The following is a 17,053-nucleotide window of genomic DNA, read 5'->3' as shown; positions in this document are numbered from 1 at the left end:
AGATCTCATGTTCGCTTCGCTTCCCCAGCCCCACCGCGACTAGAGGACTAATTGCGGCGGAAAGCTCACAGCCCCCAGGAGGCGCGAAGCGAAGCGAGAGCGTCGTGGAACCCGGGAAAGGTCTTCTTCACGCACCCCGGATCGTCCAGCGTGATCCCCGGCGTCCGCAGCCCGGTGACACTGAACGCCATCGCGATCCGGTGGTCCCGCCGGCACCGCACGAGCGCCCCCGAAGGCGTGGCAGGCTGGATCTCGATCCAGTCCCGCCCGGTCTCCACCGGGACGCCCATCGCGCGCAGGTTCTCCTCGCACGCCGCGAGCCGGTCGCATTCCTTGATCCGCGTGTTGTAGACGTCCTCGATCCGCACCGGCCCGTCCGCGAACGGCGCGATGGCCGCGAGCGTCGGCACCGTGTCGGAGATGTCGCGCATGTTCACCGTGACGCCGCGCAGCCCGCCCGTTCCGGTCACGGTGACGGCGTCCGGGCCGACCTCGACGTCCGCGCCCATCTGCCGCAGGACCTCGACGAAGGCCAGATCCCCTTGCAGAGCGCCGTCGCCAAGGCCCGGCACGGTCACCGACCGCCCGGTCAAGGCCGCCGCCGCGAAGAAGTAGCTCGACGTCGAAGCGTCGGGTTCGATCTCATAGCGGCACGCCTGGTACGGCGTGGGCGGCACGACGAACGTGGCGCCGTCCCGGACGACCTCGACGCCGAAGCGCCGCATCATCGCGATGGTGATCTCGACGTAGGGCACCGAAACGAGGTCGGTCACGGTGATCCGCAGTCCCTCGGTGGCCAGCGGCCCGACCAGCAGCAACGCGGTCAGGAACTGCGAAGACAGCCCCGCGTCCAGTGTCAGGTCCCCGCCCTTGATCCCGGCGGCCCGCACCACCAGCGGGTGATGCCCCGGCTCGCCTTCGAAGGTGAGGTCGACGCCCAGTTCCAGCAGTGCGTCGGTGAGCGGCCCCAGCGGCCGGGCGCGCATCTGCTCGGAGGCGTCGAAGCGGAAGGTCCCGTGGCCGGCTGCGGCCAGGGCGGGGAGGAAACGCGCGGTGGTGGCGCCGTCGCGGCAGAAGACGTCCGCGCTGTCGACGGCGGGACCCTCTGGCCTGCCCTCGATGGTCCACTCGCCGGAAGTGCGGGATACCTGATAGCCGAGCTTGAGGAGGCCCTCGGCGAAGCCCTCGGAGTCATCCGAACTCAGTGGCCTGCTCAGCACGGTCTCACCGTGGGCGGCGGCCGCGAGGAACAGGCCTCGGGCGGTGATCGACTTCGAACCGGGGATGTCGACGATGGTCACGCCGCGAGCATACGGCGTTTCCGGAACCGATTCAGGAAGCGCGCGGGAGGCGCCTGCCCGGAGGAGCGGACTCCAGCCAGGAGAGGAAGCCGGTGAGGGCGCCGGGGCCCATCGCGATCTCGATCGCCTCCTGCGTGGCCGACTCACAGCGCAGGACGATCGAACCTTCGGGGACGGCGTACGCCTCCGTGCCGGAGGGATCACGACGGTCCGCGATCTCCATACTCGCCCGTTGGAACACCCGGTCCGGGCCGGTCCGCAGGCTCCACACCCGGAACCAGACGAACTCGTCACCCTCGTAGCGGCCCAGCCCGAGATGCCAGCTGGACCGCGCCTCGTCCGGACGCCACCGCAGCGCGACGCTCACGCCACCACCGCGGCGCATCCGGACCCATCGCAACGAATACCAGGCCGCGAAAACGGCCAGGATGGTCAGGGCCCCGAGAACACCCACGGCGATTTCCACGGCCCGGCCCCTGCCCGATTCCCGGTCAGACCGACTGACCGGCCGCGCGGAGCTGGGCGGTTGCCCTAGCCCGCTCTTGCTCGTCTTCGCCGCTCAACGCCTTCTTGGCCGCGTCGACGTCGATCTCGTGCGAAAGTTCCGCGCTCTCGGCGAGGATGCTCACGCCGGTCGCGGTGACCGACAGGAAGCCGCCGTGCACCGCGGCGGTCACGGTCTCGCCGTCCGTGGTCGTCACCTTCACGACGCCGCCCTCGACGAGCTGGCCGAGAACCGGCTCGTGACCGGCCATGATGCCGATCTCGCCCTCGGTGGTCTGGGCCACCACGAACGTGGCGGTACCGGACCAGAGACGGCGCTCGACGGCTACCAGCTCGACAGAAATCTCAGCCACGTAGCTTCCCTTCACCTCAGGTGCTGCCACCGAGTGTAATAGTCAAGGTTCCATCTATGCGAACGGCGGGACCAGCGTCCACAGTAGACACTGATCCCGCCGCTCATCGGAACATCACTTCTTGGTGATTTCCTTGTACTTCTTCTCGAGGTCTTCGAGGCCACCGATACCCAGGAACGCCTGCTCCGGGTAGTGGTCGAAGTCGCCCTTGGTGATGCGGTCGAAGGACTCGATGGTCTCCGACAGCGGCACGGTCGAGCCCGGGATCTGCGTGAACGCCTCGGCGACCAGCATGTTCTGCGACAGGAACCGCTCGATGCGGCGCGCGCGCTGAACGGTCAGCTTGTCTTCTTCCGACAGCTCGTCCATACCGAGGATCGCGATGATGTCCTGCAGTTCCTTGTACTTCTGCAGGATCCGGATGACCTCGGAGGCCACGCGGTAGTGGTCCTCACCGACGATGGCCGGGTCGAGAATGGTCGACGTCGACGCCAGCGGGTCCACCGCCGGGAAGATGCCCTTCTGGAACACGCCACGCGAAAGCTCCGTGGTGGCGTCCAGGTGGGCGAACGTCGTGGCCGGGGCCGGGTCGGTGTAGTCGTCCGCGGGGACGTAGATCGCCTGCATCGAGGTGATCGAACGACCACGGGTCGAGGTGATCCGCTCCTGGAGCTGACCCATCTCGTCCGCCAGCGTCGGCTGGTAACCCACGGCCGAAGGCATACGGCCCAGCAGGGTCGACACCTCGGAACCGGCCTGGGTGAACCGGAAGATGTTGTCGATGAAGAGCAGCACGTCCTGGTTCTGCACATCGCGGAAGTACTCCGCCATGGTCAGCGCGGACAGCGCGACCCGCATACGGGTGCCCGGCGGCTCGTCCATCTGACCGAAGACGAGGGCGGTGTCGTTGATGACGCCGTCCTCGGACATCTCCAGGAAGAGGTCGTTGCCCTCACGGGTGCGCTCGCCGACACCGGCGAACACCGAGGTACCACCGAAGTTCCGGGCGACACGGGTGATCATCTCCTTGATGAGCACCGTCTTGCCGACGCCGGCACCGCCGAACAGGCCGATCTTGCCACCCTCGACGTACGGGGTCAGCAGGTCGACGACCTTGAGGCCGGTCTCCAGCATCTTCGTCTTGCCTTCGAGCTGGTCGAAGGAAGGCGGGTTGCGGTGGATGCCCCAGCGCTCGAGGTCGTCGCCGTAGCCGGGCTCGTCGAGGCACTCGCCGAGCGCGTTGTAGACGTGGCCCTTGACCTTGTCGCCCACCGGGACGGTGATGGGGCCACCGGTGTTGGTGACCTCGGCGCCACGCACCAGGCCGTCCTGCGGCTGGAGCGAGATGGTGCGGACGAGGTTGTCACCGAGGTGGCTGGCGACCTCGAGGGTCACCGTCTTGCGCAGCTGCTCGAACTCGATTTCGACCTTGAGCGCGTTGAACTGGTCGGGAACGGCACCGCGCGGGAACTCGACGTCGACGACCGGGCCGGTCACCGAGACGATGCGCCCCTTGGCACGCGGGGTTTCAGTACTGGTCATCAGTCATCACTTCCTGCTGCGGTCAGCGCGTTCGCGCCACCGACGATTTCGGAGATCTCCTGGGTGATCTGCGCCTGGCGGGCCTGGTTCGCCTCCCGCGTCAGCGTGTTCACCAGATCGTTCGCGTTGTCCGACGCCGCCTTCATCGCGGTACGGCGAGCGGCGAGTTCGGACGCGGCCGACTCGAGCATTGCCGCGAAGATCCGCGTGTTGATGTACTTCGGCAGCAAAGCGGAGAGCAGCTTCTCGGCGCTGGGCTCGAACTCGTAGCTCGGGAGCAGGCTGTCGGGCTTCTCTTCGTCACCCTCGGTGTACTCGACCTCGAGCGGCGCGACGCGCTTGGCGGTCGGACGCTGGGTGAGCATCGAGACGAACTCGGTGTAGACGACGTGGATCTCGTCGACACCCAGGATGCCGTCGGCGTTGCCCGCCTCGTCGTCGGCGCCGTTCAGGAACGACTCGACGATGAGCTCTCCGGCTGTCGAGGCGTTGACGTAACCGGGCTGGTCGGAGAACCCCGTCCAGCCTTCGGTCACCTCGCGGCCGCGGAACCGGTAGTAGCTCAGGCCCTTGTTGCCGGTCACGTACAGCACCGGCTCCTTGCCCTGCTGGCGCAGCAGCGTCAGGAGCTCCTCGGTCGCCTTCAGCACGTTGGAGTTGTATCCACCGCACTGGCCCTTGTCGCTGGTGATCACGAGGACCGCCGCGCGCTTCGCGTTGGGGCGCTCGACCAGCAACGGGTGGTCGAGGTTGGACGAGGCGCTGGCCAACGCGGAGAGCACGTTCGTGATCTCGTCCGCGTAGGGGCGCGACGCCGCGACCTTCGCCCGCGCCTTGGTGATGCGCGCGGTGGCGATGAGCTCCATCGCCTTGGTGATCTTGCCGATGGACTTGGTCGCCTTGATGCGCGACCGGAGTTCTCGGAGTTGTGCGGCCATGAGCTACCAGCTCACTTCTTCGGTGCGGGCTTGTTGACCTTGACGGTCTCCTGCCCGACCTTCTCGGCGTCCATGGCGTCGGAGACCTCGACCAGGCTCTTGCCCTCGGCGGTGGTGAACTCCTTCTTGAACTCGTTCACCGCGTCGACCAGCCCGGAAGCGGTCTCGTCGGAGAACTTGCCCGACTCGCGGATGTCCTTGAGGAGCTCGCCGTGCTTGCGACGGGCGGAGTCGATGAACTCGTCGCGGAAGCGGCGCACGTCCTCGGTCGGGACCGAGTCGAAGTGCCCGTTGGTACCGAGGTACACCGTGACGACCTGCTCCTCGACCGGGATCGGGGAGTACTGCGGCTGCTTGAGCACCTCGTACAGGCGGACGCCACGCTCGAGCTGCGCCTTCGACGCGTCGTCGAGGTCCGAAGCGAAGGCCGCGAAGGCCTCCAGCTCGCGGTACTGCGACAGGTCGATACGGAGCGAACCCGAGACCTGCTTCATCGCCTTGACCTGCGCGGCACCACCCACGCGGGAAACCGAGATACCCACGTCGATGGCCGGGCGCTGACCGGCGTTGAAGAGGTCCGACTGGAAGAAGCACTGACCGTCGGTGATCGAAATGACGTTGGTCGGGATGTAGGCCGACACGTCGTTCGCCTTGGTCTCGATGATCGGGAGACCGGTCAGCGAGCCCGCGCCCAGCTCGTCCGAGAGCTTGGCGCAACGCTCGAGGAGACGGGAGTGCAAGTAGAAGACGTCGCCGGGGAAGGCTTCACGGCCCGGCGGGCGACGCAGCAGCAGCGAGATCGCGCGGTACGCGTCGGCCTGCTTGGTCAGGTCGTCGAACACGATGAGGACGTGCTTGCCCTCGTACATCCAGTGCTGGCCGATGGCCGAACCGGTGTACGGCGCGATCCACTTGAAGCCGGCGGAGTCCGACGCGGGGGCCGCGACGATGGTGGTGTACTCCATCGCGCCGGCGTCCTCGAGGGACTTCTTCACGGCCGCGATCGTGGAGCCCTTCTGGCCGACGGCGACGTAGATGCAGCGAACCTGCTTCTTCGGGTCGCCGGTCTCCCAGTTGGCCTTCTGGTTGATGATCGTGTCCACCGCGACGGCCGTCTTACCGGTCTTGCGGTCACCGATGATCAGCTGACGCTGGCCACGGCCGATCGGGGTCATCGCGTCGATGGCGGTGATACCGGTCTGCAGCGGCTCGGCCACCGGCTGGCGCTCGACCACCGAAGCGGCCTTGACCTCCAGCGGGCGACGCTCGGTGGTCTCGATCTCGCCGAGGCCGTCGATCGGGGCGCCCAGCGGGTTCACCACGCGGCCGAGGTAGCCCTCGCCGACCGGGACCGAGAGGACCTGGCCGGTGCGCTTGACCTGCTGGCCTTCGACGACCGTCTCGAAGTCACCGAGGATCGCGGCACCGATGGAGCGCGCGTCCAGGTTCAGCGCGACGCCGAGGACCCCGCCGGGGAACTCGAGCAGCTCGTTGGCCATCGCCGAGGGAAGGCCCTCGATGTGGGCGATACCGTCACCGGCGTCGACGACGACGCCGACCTCTTCCCGGCTCACGTCCGGGGCGTAACTCGAGACGTAGTTCTCGATCGCGCTACGGATCTCATCCGAGGAGATCGTCAGCTCCGCCATTTCAATCCCGCTCTCGCTTCGTTCGTGCCAGTGTGCAAAGTCGTTGTTGTGGGTCAGCTAGCCAGCCGGCGACGCAGGGCGTCGATGCGCCCCGCGGTGCTGCCGTCGATGACCTCGTCACCGACGCGGACGACGAGTCCGCCGCCCAGTGACGGGTCGACCTCGACGTGCAGCGCGAGCTGCCGCCCGTAAAGGGCGTTGAGCTTCTCGCTCAGCCGAGCCTGCTGCTCGTCGGACAGCGCGCTCGCGCTGGTCACCTGGGCGACCGAGCGTTCACGGCGTTCCGCGGCCAGCTGGACCAGCCGCTCGAGGGCGTTGGCGACCCCGCGGCCCTTGGCGCGCAGGACGACCTGCTCGACGAGGGTCTCGGTGACCACGTCCACCTTGTCGGCGAACAGGTTGCGGACGAGGGTCCGCTTCGCCTCCGCAGGGGCTGTCAGGTCCGACAGCGCCCGCTCGAGCTCCGGGGCGCCCGCAACGATACGGGTGACCCGGAACAGCTGGTCTTCGACAGCGTCGATGTTCCCGGACTTCTCCGCACTGGTGAGCAGCGCCGAGCGGCCGAGGGCCTCGAGCCCGTCGGTCAGTTCGCGCGGGCTCGACCAGCGGCTGCCCGCCACGGAGTCGAGCACCTGCAGGGCCGGTTCGGAAACCTTGCCCGCGAGGATCCCGCGGGCGAGGCCGATCCGGGCTTCGGGCGAAGCCGAACCGTCGGCGACGGCCCGGCGAAGGCCGATCTCCCGGTCCAGCAGGGTGACGACCGAAAGCAACTCGTCGCCGACCGTCGCCGGGTCAGTACCCGCGGCGGCCAGAACCTCGCCGAGACGATTCTCGGCGAGGTCGAGCGCTTCACGGCTCGCAGCATGCAGCGTCATTCTGGTCTACTTCCCCGCTCCGTTGGAGGCACCCGCGGTCTCCAGCTCGGCAAGGAACCGGTCCACGGTGCCGTGACGGCGCGCGTCGTCCGCGAGCGACTCGCCGACGATGCGGCTGGCCAGCTCGATGGAGTTACGGCCGAGTTCGGCGCGCAGCTCGGCGATGATCTGCGCCTTCTGGGCCTGCAGCTGAGCCTGGCCCTGGGCGACGATGCGCTGGGACTCGGACTCCGCCTCGGCCCGCAGTTCCGCCTTGATCTGCTCGGCTTCGAGCCGGGCGTCGTCGCGGATCTTCGCGGCCTCGGAACGGGCTTCCGCCAGCTGCGCCTTGTACTGCGCAAGGTTTTCTTCGGCTTCGGCCTGCGCCTTCTCGGCCCGCTCGATGCCACCCTCGATCAGCTTGGTCCGCTCCTCGTATGCCGTCTCGAAACGAGGGACGACGTACTTCTTCAGAACGAACAGCAGCAGAAGGAAGGCGACGAACCCGAGGATCAACTCGGGAATGTGCGGCACGATCGGGTTGGGCACCTCGGTGGATGCCAAAACCAATTCGGTCTTCAGCACAACGTCTCCTTAAAGCGAGTTGAGTCGGGAAACTCAGGCGCCGGAGGCGAGGAAGTAGATGACGATACCGATCAGCGCGAGCACCTCGGTCAGCACGAAGGTCGAGAAGGCGATGCTCTGCAGCTTGCCCTGGGCCTCCGGCTGACGGGCGGTGCCGTTGATGACGGCGGCGAAGATCAGACCCACACCGATACCGGGGCCGATCGCGCCGAGGCCGTAACCGATGGCGGCGAGACCCGGGTTGATGTTGGCAGCGGCGTCAGCAGCCTGCGCAAGAACGATGTTGCTCACGTGCGTTTCCCTTCAAACTCGGTCCGCGCGACTCACGCGGATCGGGGGCTTTTGGTGTTTCTCAGTGCTCCGACGCCAGCGCGGCGCCGATGTATCCTGCGGACAACAGAGCGAAAATGTACGCCTGCAGGATCTGGATGAATGCCTCCAGGAAGGTCATCGCGATGGCGAAGAGGAACGCCACCGGCGACGCGACCTTCACGATTCCTTCGCCCTCGGTCAGCAGGAAACTCCCACCGAGCGTGAAGACCATGATGATCAGGTGCCCGGCGAACATCGCGGCGAAGACTCGGATGGCCAGCGTGGCCGGGGCGATGAAGAACTTCTGCGCGAACTCGATGGTGGAGTACAGCGGCAGCACGAACCCGGGAATGCCCGCCGGCGCGAGTTCCTTCTTCAGGTATCCCTTGAAGCCGTGACGCTTGAACCCGACGTAGTGGTACACCGGGTAAACGACAAGGAACGCGAGAGCGACCGGGAAGCCGATTCGCGCCATGGTCGGGAACTGGAAGAACGGAATGATCCCGAAGAGGTTGTTCACCAGCACGAAGCTGAACAGCCCCAGGACCAGCGGAATGAACGGCTTGAAGTCGGCAGAGCCGATCTGTTCCCGCGCGATGTTGTTGCGGCCGAAGTTGTAAATCGATTCGGCCATGAACTGTCCCTTGCCCGGGACGACCTTCAACCGGCGCGACGACACCATGAAGTAGGTGACGAGGATGATCAGGGAGATGACCACCAGCAACATCGGCTTGGTGAAGCTCAACCAATAGCCGGAGCCGAACAACGGCGGTAGGTTGAAGTCTTTGACGCCAGGCGGCGTGAACTCCGCACCCTCGGCTAGTACCAGCGCGCCCACTGGGCTCCTTCCGGTTCTCCCGGCCGGCGTTCACTCCGCCGGGGGAATCGTCACGATCTGGACTTAACGTACCCGACACGTATCGGGCCGTCGGAGGCGGCCACCCCACGATGTGCTGAACATGGTTTCACGTTCCGCACACGAGGATTCTCGATGCAGTGCTCCCGGGAGACAGACGCCTACCAGCGGGTAAGAAGGGACGATTCAACACCGTCGCCACACTGCTGTTCGGGGTTCGTCATCGGGAGCCGGCAGCCGAGGCCGCCGCCCATACGCGGACCATATCAGCAGGTTCGGACGCGCCGTACAGGCGTACTACATTGCCCCCGATCGGCCGAGGACCTAGGTCCCGCCCCAGGTCAGGACCTCGGTCCCGCGATCAGCGGGAAGCGGGGATGATCGTCGGGATCTTGGTCTTGCGGAACGCCGCGAACTCCACGGCGGCGGCCACGAGGATCGCGACGATCATGGTGACGCCGAGCGCCATCGGGTGAATCGCGGTCACGCCGCGAAGCAGGCTCAGCGCCGCGAAAAGGAGGACGAGCTTGAGCACGTAACCACCCAGAGCGATCACCATCACGAACATCGGGTCCATGCCCGCGCTGAAGCGCATGAGGCCCAGCGTCGCGAGCGCGGACCCGACGGCGAGCACACCACCGATGAGCGAGCCGAGCAGACCCGGCTGTCCTTTGAGGATGGTGAACACCACGATGCAGATCAGCACCGCGGGCGGGGTCAGCTTCAGAGAGGCCTTCATCATCGCGTTGGCCGCCTGCAGAACCACCTTGGCGTGGGGGTTCTCCTCCGCCTCGACGGTCTTCTCGGTCTCGCTCACAGAAAACTCCCTGGTCGTCTCAGCCGTCCAGTGTAGGCCCGCGCCGATCCCGTCTTTCAGGCGGTTCGGTTCCGCGACCGCAGCCGCGGGATGACCGACACCAGAGTCGCGAGCAGGAAACCGAATCCGACAATCCAGAAAACCGCGGCATCGTCGAACAACGTCACCGAGACGGCGCCGAACGCGAGCAGGCCCGCCCACAAGTAGATGAGCAGTACCGCGCGGCGCTGCGAGTGGCCGATCTCCAGCAGGCGGTGGTGCAGGTGCATCTTGTCCGCGGCGAACGGGCTCTCGCCGCGGCGGGTGCGGCGGATCACCGCCATGATCAGGTCGAGCAGCGGCACGAACAGCACCGCGGCGACCACGACGAGCGGCGAGAGCAGCGCGAGCGCGTCCTTGCCGCTGAACTGCGGGTAGGGAACGCGGCCCGACGCGGACGTCGTCGCGCCCGCCAGCATGAGGCCGATCATCATCGACCCCGAGTCGCCCATGAAGATCTTCGCGGGCTGGAAGTTGTACGGCAGGAAGCCGAGACAGGCCCCGGCGAGCGTGGCGGCGATGAGGGCGGGCGGATACGCGCCGACGTCACCGCCCGAGGAGTCGAGCAGGCCGAGGGAGAACGAGCACGTCGCCGCGGCGGCGATGAAACCGAGGCCGCCGGCGAGCCCGTCGAGGCCGTCGACGAAGTTCATCGCGTTGACCATGACGACCACCAGCACGACGGTCAGCAGCGCGCCCTGGTTCTTGTCCAGCACGAGCACCTGGCCGAAGGAGCCGTCGCCGCCTCCCCACGGCACCCAGAACGACACCCACTGCACGCCGAAGATCACCAGGATCCCGGCGCACATGACCTGGCCGGCCAGCTTCGTCCAGGCGTCCAGCTCGAACCGGTCGTCGAGCGCGCCGATCAGGGAGATCACGCCCGCGGCGAGCAGGACGCCCAGCGAGTCGAAGGAGAAGTCGAAGCCCCGGCTCAGCGCGGGCAGCTGGTGCGCGAGCCCCATCGCGGCGGCCACGCCGAGGAAGATGCCGATGCCGCCCATGCGGGGGATCGGCGTGACGTGGACGTCGCGGGCCCGCGGGTTGGCGATCGCGCCGATCCGGATCGCCACCCGGCGAACCACGCCGGTGAGCAGGAAGGTAACGGCCGCCGCGGTGAGGGCGACGAGGATGTACTCCCGGATCGGGAGGCCTTGCGTAGGAGGCATGGTGCTTACGCCGCCGAGGTCCAAGTCACTCGAACACGCTACCGCGCCAGGGGGATACGGCGGCGGACGGTCCTAGACCCGGGGACTAGGCCAGCGACTCCGCGGGCACTCCCAGTACTTCCGCGATCGCGGCGCGGCTGACCGCGCCCTCCCGCAGGATGACCGGGTCGTCGCCGGTGAGGTCGACCATCGAGGACGGCACGGGTTCCCCGGTGGATCCGCCGTCGAGGTACACCGCGACGCTGTCGCCGAGCTGGTCGACGGCTTCCTGCGCGGTGGAGGCGGGCGGCTGGCCGGAGACGTTGGCGCTGGAGACCGCCATCGGGCCGACGTCACGGAGCAGTTCCAGCGCGACCGGGTGCAGCGGCATGCGCAGCATCACCGTTCCGCGTGACTGGCCCAGGTCCCACTGCAGGCTCGGCGCGTGCGGCAGGACGATGGAGAGGTCACCGGGCCAGAATGCCTCGATGAGCGCGCGGGCCTGCGGCGGCGTGCCGAGCACGAGTCCGTCCACAGTGGACCAGGAGCCGACCAGGACGCCGACCGGCATGTCCGGGCCGCGGTTCTTGGCCCGCAGGAGGGACTGGACGGCGCCGCTGTCGAAGGCGTCCGCGCCGATGCCGTAGACCGTGTCGGTCGGGAGGACCACCAGGCGGCTGGAACGCACCGCGCTCGCCGCCGCGGCGAGCCCGTCGGCCCGGGATTCACGCTTGCTGCAGTCGTACACCGCGCTCATGGCAGATGAGCGTAGTCCTCACCCCTCGTAAGTGATACGGACGGTTCTGGTGGAGGTCGGGCGGGATCGCAAGTCCGTGAAGGCCTCCTTCCCTACCTTGAGAGTAGGGAAGGAGGCCTTCACCTCTTGCCGGGTTGCGGGGCTGGGTGGTCGTGAGTGGTGAGCTGGGTCAGAAGGCGAAAGCGGCGCAGAACGACGTCGCCGTCTTGGCCGGGTCGGCGATCGACGTCGCGGTCAGCTTGATCTGCGCGACGTGGTCACCGCCCGCGGCCCGTTTGGCGTGCGCCGTCGCCGAAGACCGCCCGCCGAACGGGACGGTGGACAGCTCGTTCGGCAGCCGGACCTCCCAGCCCTTCGCCGTGGTGGACGCGCTCAGGCGGTAGGTGTCGGTGTTGTACGGCGCCGCCGCACCCTTCGCGTTGCCCGTGTTGAGCACCGGGAACGAGCAGCTCGCGAGTCCCTGCTTGGCGAACGCCGGGATCGACGGCCACAGCGAAACGCCCCTGGCCTGCGAGCCCGCGCCGTCGAGCGAAGCCACCGTGACGACGTAGGACAGCACGCCCTTGCGGTCGCGCTCGACGTCCGAGACCAGGAACGTCAGCCGGTTCGCCTCGTCGGTGTACTCGTACTTGCTCGCCGAGCCGGTGCCCGCCTTGAAGGCGGCGTCGTTGAGCTGGCGGTAGTCGCCGATGGGGATCGGGACCGGGGTGCCGTCCGGCTTCTTGTAGTCGGTCATGCCGATGTCGGCCGGATGCGCGTCGACGATCCATTCGAACGGCGCGTTGTCCTGGTTCTTCGTCTTCGCGATGATGACGCCGGAATCGGGGGCGAAGGAATCGCTGCCCATCCGGTCGACGACCTCGACGGTGTAATTGTCGTAGCCGCCGCCGTCGCAGAACGGATCCTTCGAACGATCGCATTTCGGCGAAAGGTCCCCGCCGGTCAGCGCGATGTTGATCCCGCTGTAGGCGCCCTGTCCCGGCAGGACCGAACGCGCCGTGATCCGCGTCGAAACCGGGCCGGTCTTGGCGAGCTGCTTCCGGTCCAGTTTGAGCACGTCTTCGGGGTCGATGATGTCGAGCTTCATCTTGGTGCGCAGCATGTGGTGCGACCCCATCGAGCCGCCCTGCGTCGCCGGGATCTGCCAGCGGGTGTGCGGTCCGCCGGGGCCGTTGAAGCTGCCGCGCGACATCATCTCCCACGGGCCGGTGTAGGTCCTGGACGGCGGAGTGCCGAACGGGTTGTTGTAGTTGTCGCCGATGCCGAGAATGTGGCTCAGTTCGTGCGCGTAAACCGCCTGTCCGGAGCTTTCCGCCTGGGTCGAGGAGCCGGTGACCGCGTTCGGCCAGATGCTCGCCGCGGATTTCCACGACGTCCACGGGACATAGCGGGTGGACGCGGCGTTCGGCATTCCCGCGACGCCGGGTCCGAATTCGTCGGGCACGTTCTCGCGATCGCCGAATTTCATCACGCCGAATTCCTGCCAGGTCGCGCTCTCGTCCTGGCCAGCGGAGAGATAGAAGATGAAGTCGAACTGCTTGGAAACGTCACCCACGTCCGCCCGCCAGGCGGCGCCCGCGTCGGCGCGCAGGTCGCGCTTGCAGTTCGCGCCCGGCGGACACGCGTCGGGCTGGAACTCCATGCCGTACTCGAAGGACTTGCCCGGCAGGCGGTACGGCCCGAACGCGGTCAGGTCGACGCCCATCCTGCCGCCGGAGTCCTCCATCCAGTACTCGTTGATGGTGTGGCCCTGGTTCAGCGCCTGGGGCTTGTTGAGGAAGTCCTGGTAGAACTTCGCGACGTTCGCCCGCGGGATGTTGCTGGCGGCGGGGCCGGGGTTGCCGAACACCGTCGAATGCGTCGGCTGCGTGACGGCGAACTCCTGGTCCGGGTAGTCCGCGAGTACCACGGCGCCCTTGAACGTCCGCTTTGTCGGCTTCAGCGCGGGATCGGCCCAGTTGGTGCCGGGCGGCTTGCGGTAGTCGTCCCACGTCATGTGGTCCTGGTTCTCCCAGGTCGACCCGTCGATCGGGGCGGGCCAGCCCTTCGCGGGCGCCGCGGCGGACGCGGGCTGGGCGACCAGACCGGGCAACAAGGCGACGGTGGCGAGGACGGCGAGTGTTCTGAGTGGGGCTCGTCGGAGAGACGATCGCATCGGGGTACACCTCCCAGTCGGACCGCCGAGGAGGCGGCCGTGATCGACGGTAGGAGGTGGGCTTTGCCCTGGGCACCGCCGGAAGTCGTGAGTCCCGCTAACCATCCGCCGACGCCTGCATTCAGCCCTCTGGATGCGGTACTTGCGCAGGGCAATTACCGCATCCAGAGGACTGAATGCGAGAGAAGGGCCTCAGGAGACGCGCAGGGCGGTGACGAACCGGGGGCGGCCGGCGAGGTCCAGGTGACCCCGGACGTCGGTCAGCACCCGCCGTGCCCGCACCAGGGCCGGGACGGCGGAACCGTGGGTGTCGTCGTGCTCGATCGCCATCCCGCCGGTGGGCCGCAGCAGCCGCGCGGCGGCGGCGATCGCGTGCCGGATCACCGCCAGCCCGCTCTCCTCCGCGAACACCGCCCGCGCCGGGTCGTGCTCGGCGACCTCCGCGGGCACCGGGGTGCCTTCGGGGACGTACGGCGGGTTGCACAGGACCAGGTCGACGAGGCCGTCGAGCTCGGCGAACATCGTGCTGTCCGCGACGTCGCCGGAGTACAGCCGGATGGGCGTGTCCCCCGCGTCGGCGTGGACGTCGGCGTTGTGACGGGCCCAGGCGAGCGCCTGCGCGTCGATGTCGACGGCGTAGACGACGGCGTCCGGCCTCGCGTGCTGCACGGCCAGCGCCAGCGCGCCCGAGCCGGTGCACAGGTCGACCACCACCGGGTACTCACGCCCGTGCAGCAGCTTGAGGCCCCATTCCAGGAGCAGTTCGGTCTCCGGGCGCGGGACGAACACCCCGGCGCCGACGTTGACCGTGATGTCGCCGAGCGCGGCCCAGCCGGTGAGGTACTGCAGCGGGATCCGTTTGGCCCGCTGGTTCACCAGCTGGCCGATCGCGTCGATGACCGGCGGGTCCACCAGCGGCACCATCGGCAGGCGGCCGCGTTCGACGCCGAGGACATGCGAGGCGATCAGCTCCGCGTCCGAGCGCGGTGACGCCACACCGGCCTCGGTGAGAATGCGGGTCGCTTCCATGATGGCGAGGCGCAACGGCTGCCGGTTCACTGGTGTTCCTTCACAGAGTCAAGCCTGACACACGAGGCACGCGTGCCGGGGTCGATACACGCGGGCTCAGGGTATCGATTCCTTTCAGCGCACCCGCCACGAGAGCGACGACAACGTCAGCGCCGCTTCGGCCACTCGCCGCGCGAGGTCGGTCTGGAGGCTCTTCGTCGCCGAAGCGATCCACTCGTCGACGTTCCGCACGCCGATGTCGCGGTACTCGACGGCTTGAAGCAGCATCTCGAGCTTGTCCGCGTCGCGCGCGTACAGCGCCTCCGGGCTCTTCGCGGCTTCGTACTCGTCGACAGCCTCGCGCACCGAGTCGCGCGCGACACCGGGCAGGGCCGACGTCTGCGCGGCGGTGATCGCCCGGGGGTCCGGCTTCTCGACGAAACCCTTGATCGTGTGCGGGAGGTCGCCGGTCCGCGTCTCCTGGGTGTCGTGCCACAGCGCGAGGTACGCCGCCCGCGCCGGGTCGGCGCCGCCTTCGGCCGCCAGCAGGCCGGCCAGCTGCGCGACCCGGGTGGTGTGCTCGGCGACCGATTCGGGATCGCGGACCCCGGCCTGCCACCAGCCGGCCCGGCGGATCCGCTTGAGCACACCCAGTTCGAACCCGAACCTGGCCAGGGCTTCCACGCTGCTCCCCTACTCGTCGACGATGAGGTGAACCGCCAGTGTCCCGCGCCGTCGCTCTCCGGCGCTTAGAGAGGGCACGAACTGATCACCCTCTGGAATCTTCTAAGGTGGCGCGGGTGAAGATCCGGGAAATCCGACTGACCCTGGGCGTGTTTTTCGCCGCGCTCGGGGTGCTACTCGTCCGTTTCCTGGTTCCGCGTCCGATCGGGATGGCGGACAACGGCGACGGCTGGCGCATCCTGTGCCAGCTCGGCGCCCGCGAGCTCGACCGCCCGTCGGAGCACTTCGTCCGTTTCTCCTACGGCCCCGCCCCGGCCTGCAACAGCGAGTACATCTCCAGCCAGAGCTGGATCGACAAGATCGCCAGCGAGATCGGGCAGTTGCTCGGCTCGTCCGCGATCCTGAACCTGCTGGTCCTGGGCGTGCTGGGCTGCCTGCTGGTCGCGGGCGGGATCGCGGCGATCGTCGCGGGCCTGCGCCTTTCGGTCCGCGACAGCTTCATCGCCACGGCCGCGTTGCTGCTCGTCGCCGCGGACTCGGCCTTCTTCGGGTACTTCGCCTCCGTGCTGAGCGAGGGCGCCGCCTTCGCGGGGATGCTCCTGCTCGCCGGCGGGCTCCTGCTGATGCACCGCACCGGGCCGTGGCGCTACACCGGCGCGGCGGTCACCGTGCTCGGCGCGATGGTCGGGATCAACGCGAAGTCGCAGACGCTGCTGCTGATCCCGCTGTTCGCGCTCGCGCTGCTGTTCGTCCGGCCCGCGGGCAGCCGCGGCCTGGCCCGGTGGGCGCTGCCGCTGGCCGTGCTCGCCGTCGTCGGCACGGGTACCGCGCTGGTGCAGGGCGCGGGCGACTCGGCCAACGCGGAGTACCGCGAGGCCAACATGTACCACGTCGTTTTCAACGGGATCGTCGACGGGAAACACGACACCACCGGCGACCTCGCCGCGCTGGGGCTCCCGCCGGAGTTCGCCCAGTACGTCGGCACGGGCTGGTGGAGCGCGAACGCGGCCTGGAAATCCCCCGAGTACGCCAAGTACCGCGACAAGATCAGCCGCCGCAACGTCGCCCAGTACTACCTCGACCATCCGGTGCGCGTGGTCGAGATGCTGCACCGCTCCGCGCAGGAGACGCTGACCGCGCGGGTGCCGAACCTCGGCAGCTTCGGCGAGCACGCCGGGCAGCCGCCGCTCGCGAAGGAGTACCGGATCCCGGTCCTGTCCGGGATCACCGGCTGGATCGCGCCGCTGGGGCTGTTCGCCCTGCTGCCGATCTGGCTGCTCATCGGCTGGGCGGGACTCCGGGCCTTCCGCAACCGCACCGGCCGCCGCGACGTCGGCATCGTGGTGCTCATGTTCCTGCTCTTCGCGATGGGCCAGCTCCTGGTCTCCGGTCTCGCGGAAGGCATCGAGAACGTCAAGCACCAGCAGCTGACGATCTTCCCGACCCTGCTCGCCGCCGCCTTCGCCGCGCTCTCGTTCCTCCCGCGGCGCGAGGAAGAGACAGCGGCGATCGAAGACCGCGAGCCGGAGACGGCGTCCGTCTCCGGCTGAC

General features: G+C 68.0%; 17 protein-coding genes. 1 reads left to right on the top strand and 16 read right to left on the bottom strand.

Going from position 1 to position 17,053, the window contains the following annotated elements:
• Positions 1-65: 65 nt before the first annotated feature.
• The 16 genes from aroA to ACLJRM_RS42150 all read right to left on the bottom strand — a co-directional run bounded on the left by aroA (position 66) and on the right by ACLJRM_RS42150 (position 15,502).
• Positions 66-1,301 carry a 3-phosphoshikimate 1-carboxyvinyltransferase gene (gene aroA / locus ACLJRM_RS42225; RefSeq protein ID WP_410666247.1) on the bottom strand — a complete coding sequence of 412 codons (1,236 nt, stop codon included), beginning with the start codon at positions 1,299-1,301 and terminating at the stop codon, positions 66-68.
• A gap of 31 nt (positions 1,302-1,332) precedes the next feature.
• On the bottom strand, positions 1,333-1,767 hold the full coding sequence (locus ACLJRM_RS42220) for a DUF2550 domain-containing protein (protein ID WP_101610243.1): 435 nt from the start codon (positions 1,765-1,767) through the stop codon (positions 1,333-1,335).
• 25 nt (positions 1,768-1,792) lie between these two features.
• The gene (locus ACLJRM_RS42215; RefSeq protein WP_007028324.1) at positions 1,793-2,158 is read right to left on the bottom strand and encodes a F0F1 ATP synthase subunit epsilon; all 366 of its coding nucleotides are present in this window, start codon (positions 2,156-2,158) and stop codon (positions 1,793-1,795) included.
• A 114-nt stretch (positions 2,159-2,272) separates the two neighbouring features.
• On the bottom strand, positions 2,273-3,700 hold the full coding sequence (gene atpD, locus ACLJRM_RS42210) for a F0F1 ATP synthase subunit beta (RefSeq protein ID WP_101610244.1): 1,428 nt from the start codon (positions 3,698-3,700) through the stop codon (positions 2,273-2,275).
• Entirely contained in the window at positions 3,700-4,638 is a 939-nt protein-coding gene (locus tag ACLJRM_RS42205) for a F0F1 ATP synthase subunit gamma (RefSeq protein WP_101610245.1), read from the bottom strand. Before ACLJRM_RS42205 ends, atpD begins: the two co-directional genes overlap by 1 nt.
• An 11-nt stretch (positions 4,639-4,649) precedes the next feature.
• Positions 4,650-6,287, bottom strand: coding sequence for a F0F1 ATP synthase subunit alpha (atpA, locus tag ACLJRM_RS42200; RefSeq protein ID WP_101610246.1), 1,638 nt, complete (start codon positions 6,285-6,287; stop codon positions 4,650-4,652).
• Between the two features lie 53 nt (positions 6,288-6,340).
• A complete protein-coding gene (locus ACLJRM_RS42195) occupies positions 6,341-7,162 on the bottom strand; it encodes a F0F1 ATP synthase subunit delta (protein ID WP_101610247.1) in 822 nt (273 codons plus the stop codon).
• A gap of 6 nt (positions 7,163-7,168) precedes the next feature.
• Positions 7,169-7,726 carry a F0F1 ATP synthase subunit B gene (locus tag ACLJRM_RS42190; protein WP_101610248.1) on the bottom strand — a complete coding sequence of 186 codons (558 nt, stop codon included), beginning with the start codon at positions 7,724-7,726 and terminating at the stop codon, positions 7,169-7,171.
• A 33-nt stretch (positions 7,727-7,759) separates the two neighbouring features.
• Positions 7,760-8,017 (bottom strand): ATP F0F1 synthase subunit C, encoded by a 258-nt coding sequence (locus ACLJRM_RS42185; RefSeq protein WP_101610249.1) that lies wholly within the window; start codon positions 8,015-8,017, stop codon positions 7,760-7,762.
• A 61-nt stretch (positions 8,018-8,078) separates the two neighbouring features.
• Complete coding sequence (gene atpB, locus ACLJRM_RS42180) at positions 8,079-8,876, bottom strand: F0F1 ATP synthase subunit A (protein ID WP_101610250.1); 798 nt, start codon at positions 8,874-8,876, stop codon at positions 8,079-8,081.
• 379 nt (positions 8,877-9,255) lie between these two features.
• The gene (locus ACLJRM_RS42175) at positions 9,256-9,711 is read right to left on the bottom strand and encodes a hypothetical protein (protein WP_168214395.1); all 456 of its coding nucleotides are present in this window, start codon (positions 9,709-9,711) and stop codon (positions 9,256-9,258) included.
• A 56-nt stretch (positions 9,712-9,767) separates the two neighbouring features.
• Complete coding sequence (locus tag ACLJRM_RS42170) at positions 9,768-10,919, bottom strand: glycosyltransferase family 4 protein (RefSeq protein WP_020631178.1); 1,152 nt, start codon at positions 10,917-10,919, stop codon at positions 9,768-9,770.
• 85 nt (positions 10,920-11,004) lie between these two features.
• Positions 11,005-11,655 carry an L-threonylcarbamoyladenylate synthase gene (locus ACLJRM_RS42165; RefSeq protein ID WP_101610252.1) on the bottom strand — a complete coding sequence of 217 codons (651 nt, stop codon included), beginning with the start codon at positions 11,653-11,655 and terminating at the stop codon, positions 11,005-11,007.
• 169 nt (positions 11,656-11,824) lie between these two features.
• Entirely contained in the window at positions 11,825-13,810 is a 1,986-nt protein-coding gene (locus ACLJRM_RS42160; RefSeq protein ID WP_410666246.1) for a M6 family metalloprotease domain-containing protein, read from the bottom strand.
• A 192-nt stretch (positions 13,811-14,002) separates the two neighbouring features.
• On the bottom strand, positions 14,003-14,869 hold the full coding sequence (prmC, locus tag ACLJRM_RS42155; RefSeq protein ID WP_101610254.1) for a peptide chain release factor N(5)-glutamine methyltransferase: 867 nt from the start codon (positions 14,867-14,869) through the stop codon (positions 14,003-14,005).
• Between the two features lie 84 nt (positions 14,870-14,953).
• Entirely contained in the window at positions 14,954-15,502 is a 549-nt protein-coding gene (locus tag ACLJRM_RS42150) for an HD domain-containing protein (protein ID WP_101610255.1), read from the bottom strand.
• A 116-nt stretch (positions 15,503-15,618) separates the two neighbouring features.
• Between ACLJRM_RS42150 and ACLJRM_RS42145 the strand changes: the two genes are divergently transcribed.
• Positions 15,619-17,052, top strand: a complete 1,434-nt coding sequence (locus ACLJRM_RS42145; protein ID WP_410666245.1) for a hypothetical protein — start codon at positions 15,619-15,621, stop codon at positions 17,050-17,052.
• Position 17,053 lies beyond the last annotated feature (1 nt).

This window comes from Amycolatopsis sp. lyj-84, from assembly GCF_046549075.1.
In the GTDB taxonomy this organism is placed as follows: domain Bacteria; phylum Actinomycetota; class Actinomycetes; order Mycobacteriales; family Pseudonocardiaceae; genus Amycolatopsis.
The sequence above is the reverse complement of the archived record's forward strand: the minus strand, read 5'-3'. Positions and strand labels throughout refer to the sequence as shown.

Excerpts from the sequence above, each read along its gene's own strand:
- atpD (WP_101610244.1), bottom strand. The coding sequence starts at position 3,700 with ATGACCAGTACTGAAACCCCGCGTGCCAAGGGGCGCATCGTCTCGGTG.
- ACLJRM_RS42205 (WP_101610245.1), bottom strand. The coding sequence starts at position 4,638 with ATGGCCGCACAACTCCGAGAACTCCGGTCGCGCATCAAGGCGACCAAG.
- atpA (WP_101610246.1), bottom strand. The coding sequence starts at position 6,287 with ATGGCGGAGCTGACGATCTCCTCGGATGAGATCCGTAGCGCGATCGAG.
- ACLJRM_RS42195 (WP_101610247.1), bottom strand. The coding sequence starts at position 7,162 with ATGACGCTGCATGCTGCGAGCCGTGAAGCGCTCGACCTCGCCGAGAAT.
- ACLJRM_RS42170 (WP_020631178.1), bottom strand. The coding sequence starts at position 10,919 with ATGCCTCCTACGCAAGGCCTCCCGATCCGGGAGTACATCCTCGTCGCC.
- ACLJRM_RS42165 (WP_101610252.1), bottom strand. The coding sequence starts at position 11,655 with ATGAGCGCGGTGTACGACTGCAGCAAGCGTGAATCCCGGGCCGACGGG.
- ACLJRM_RS42160 (WP_410666246.1), bottom strand. The coding sequence starts at position 13,810 with ATGCGATCGTCTCTCCGACGAGCCCCACTCAGAACACTCGCCGTCCTC.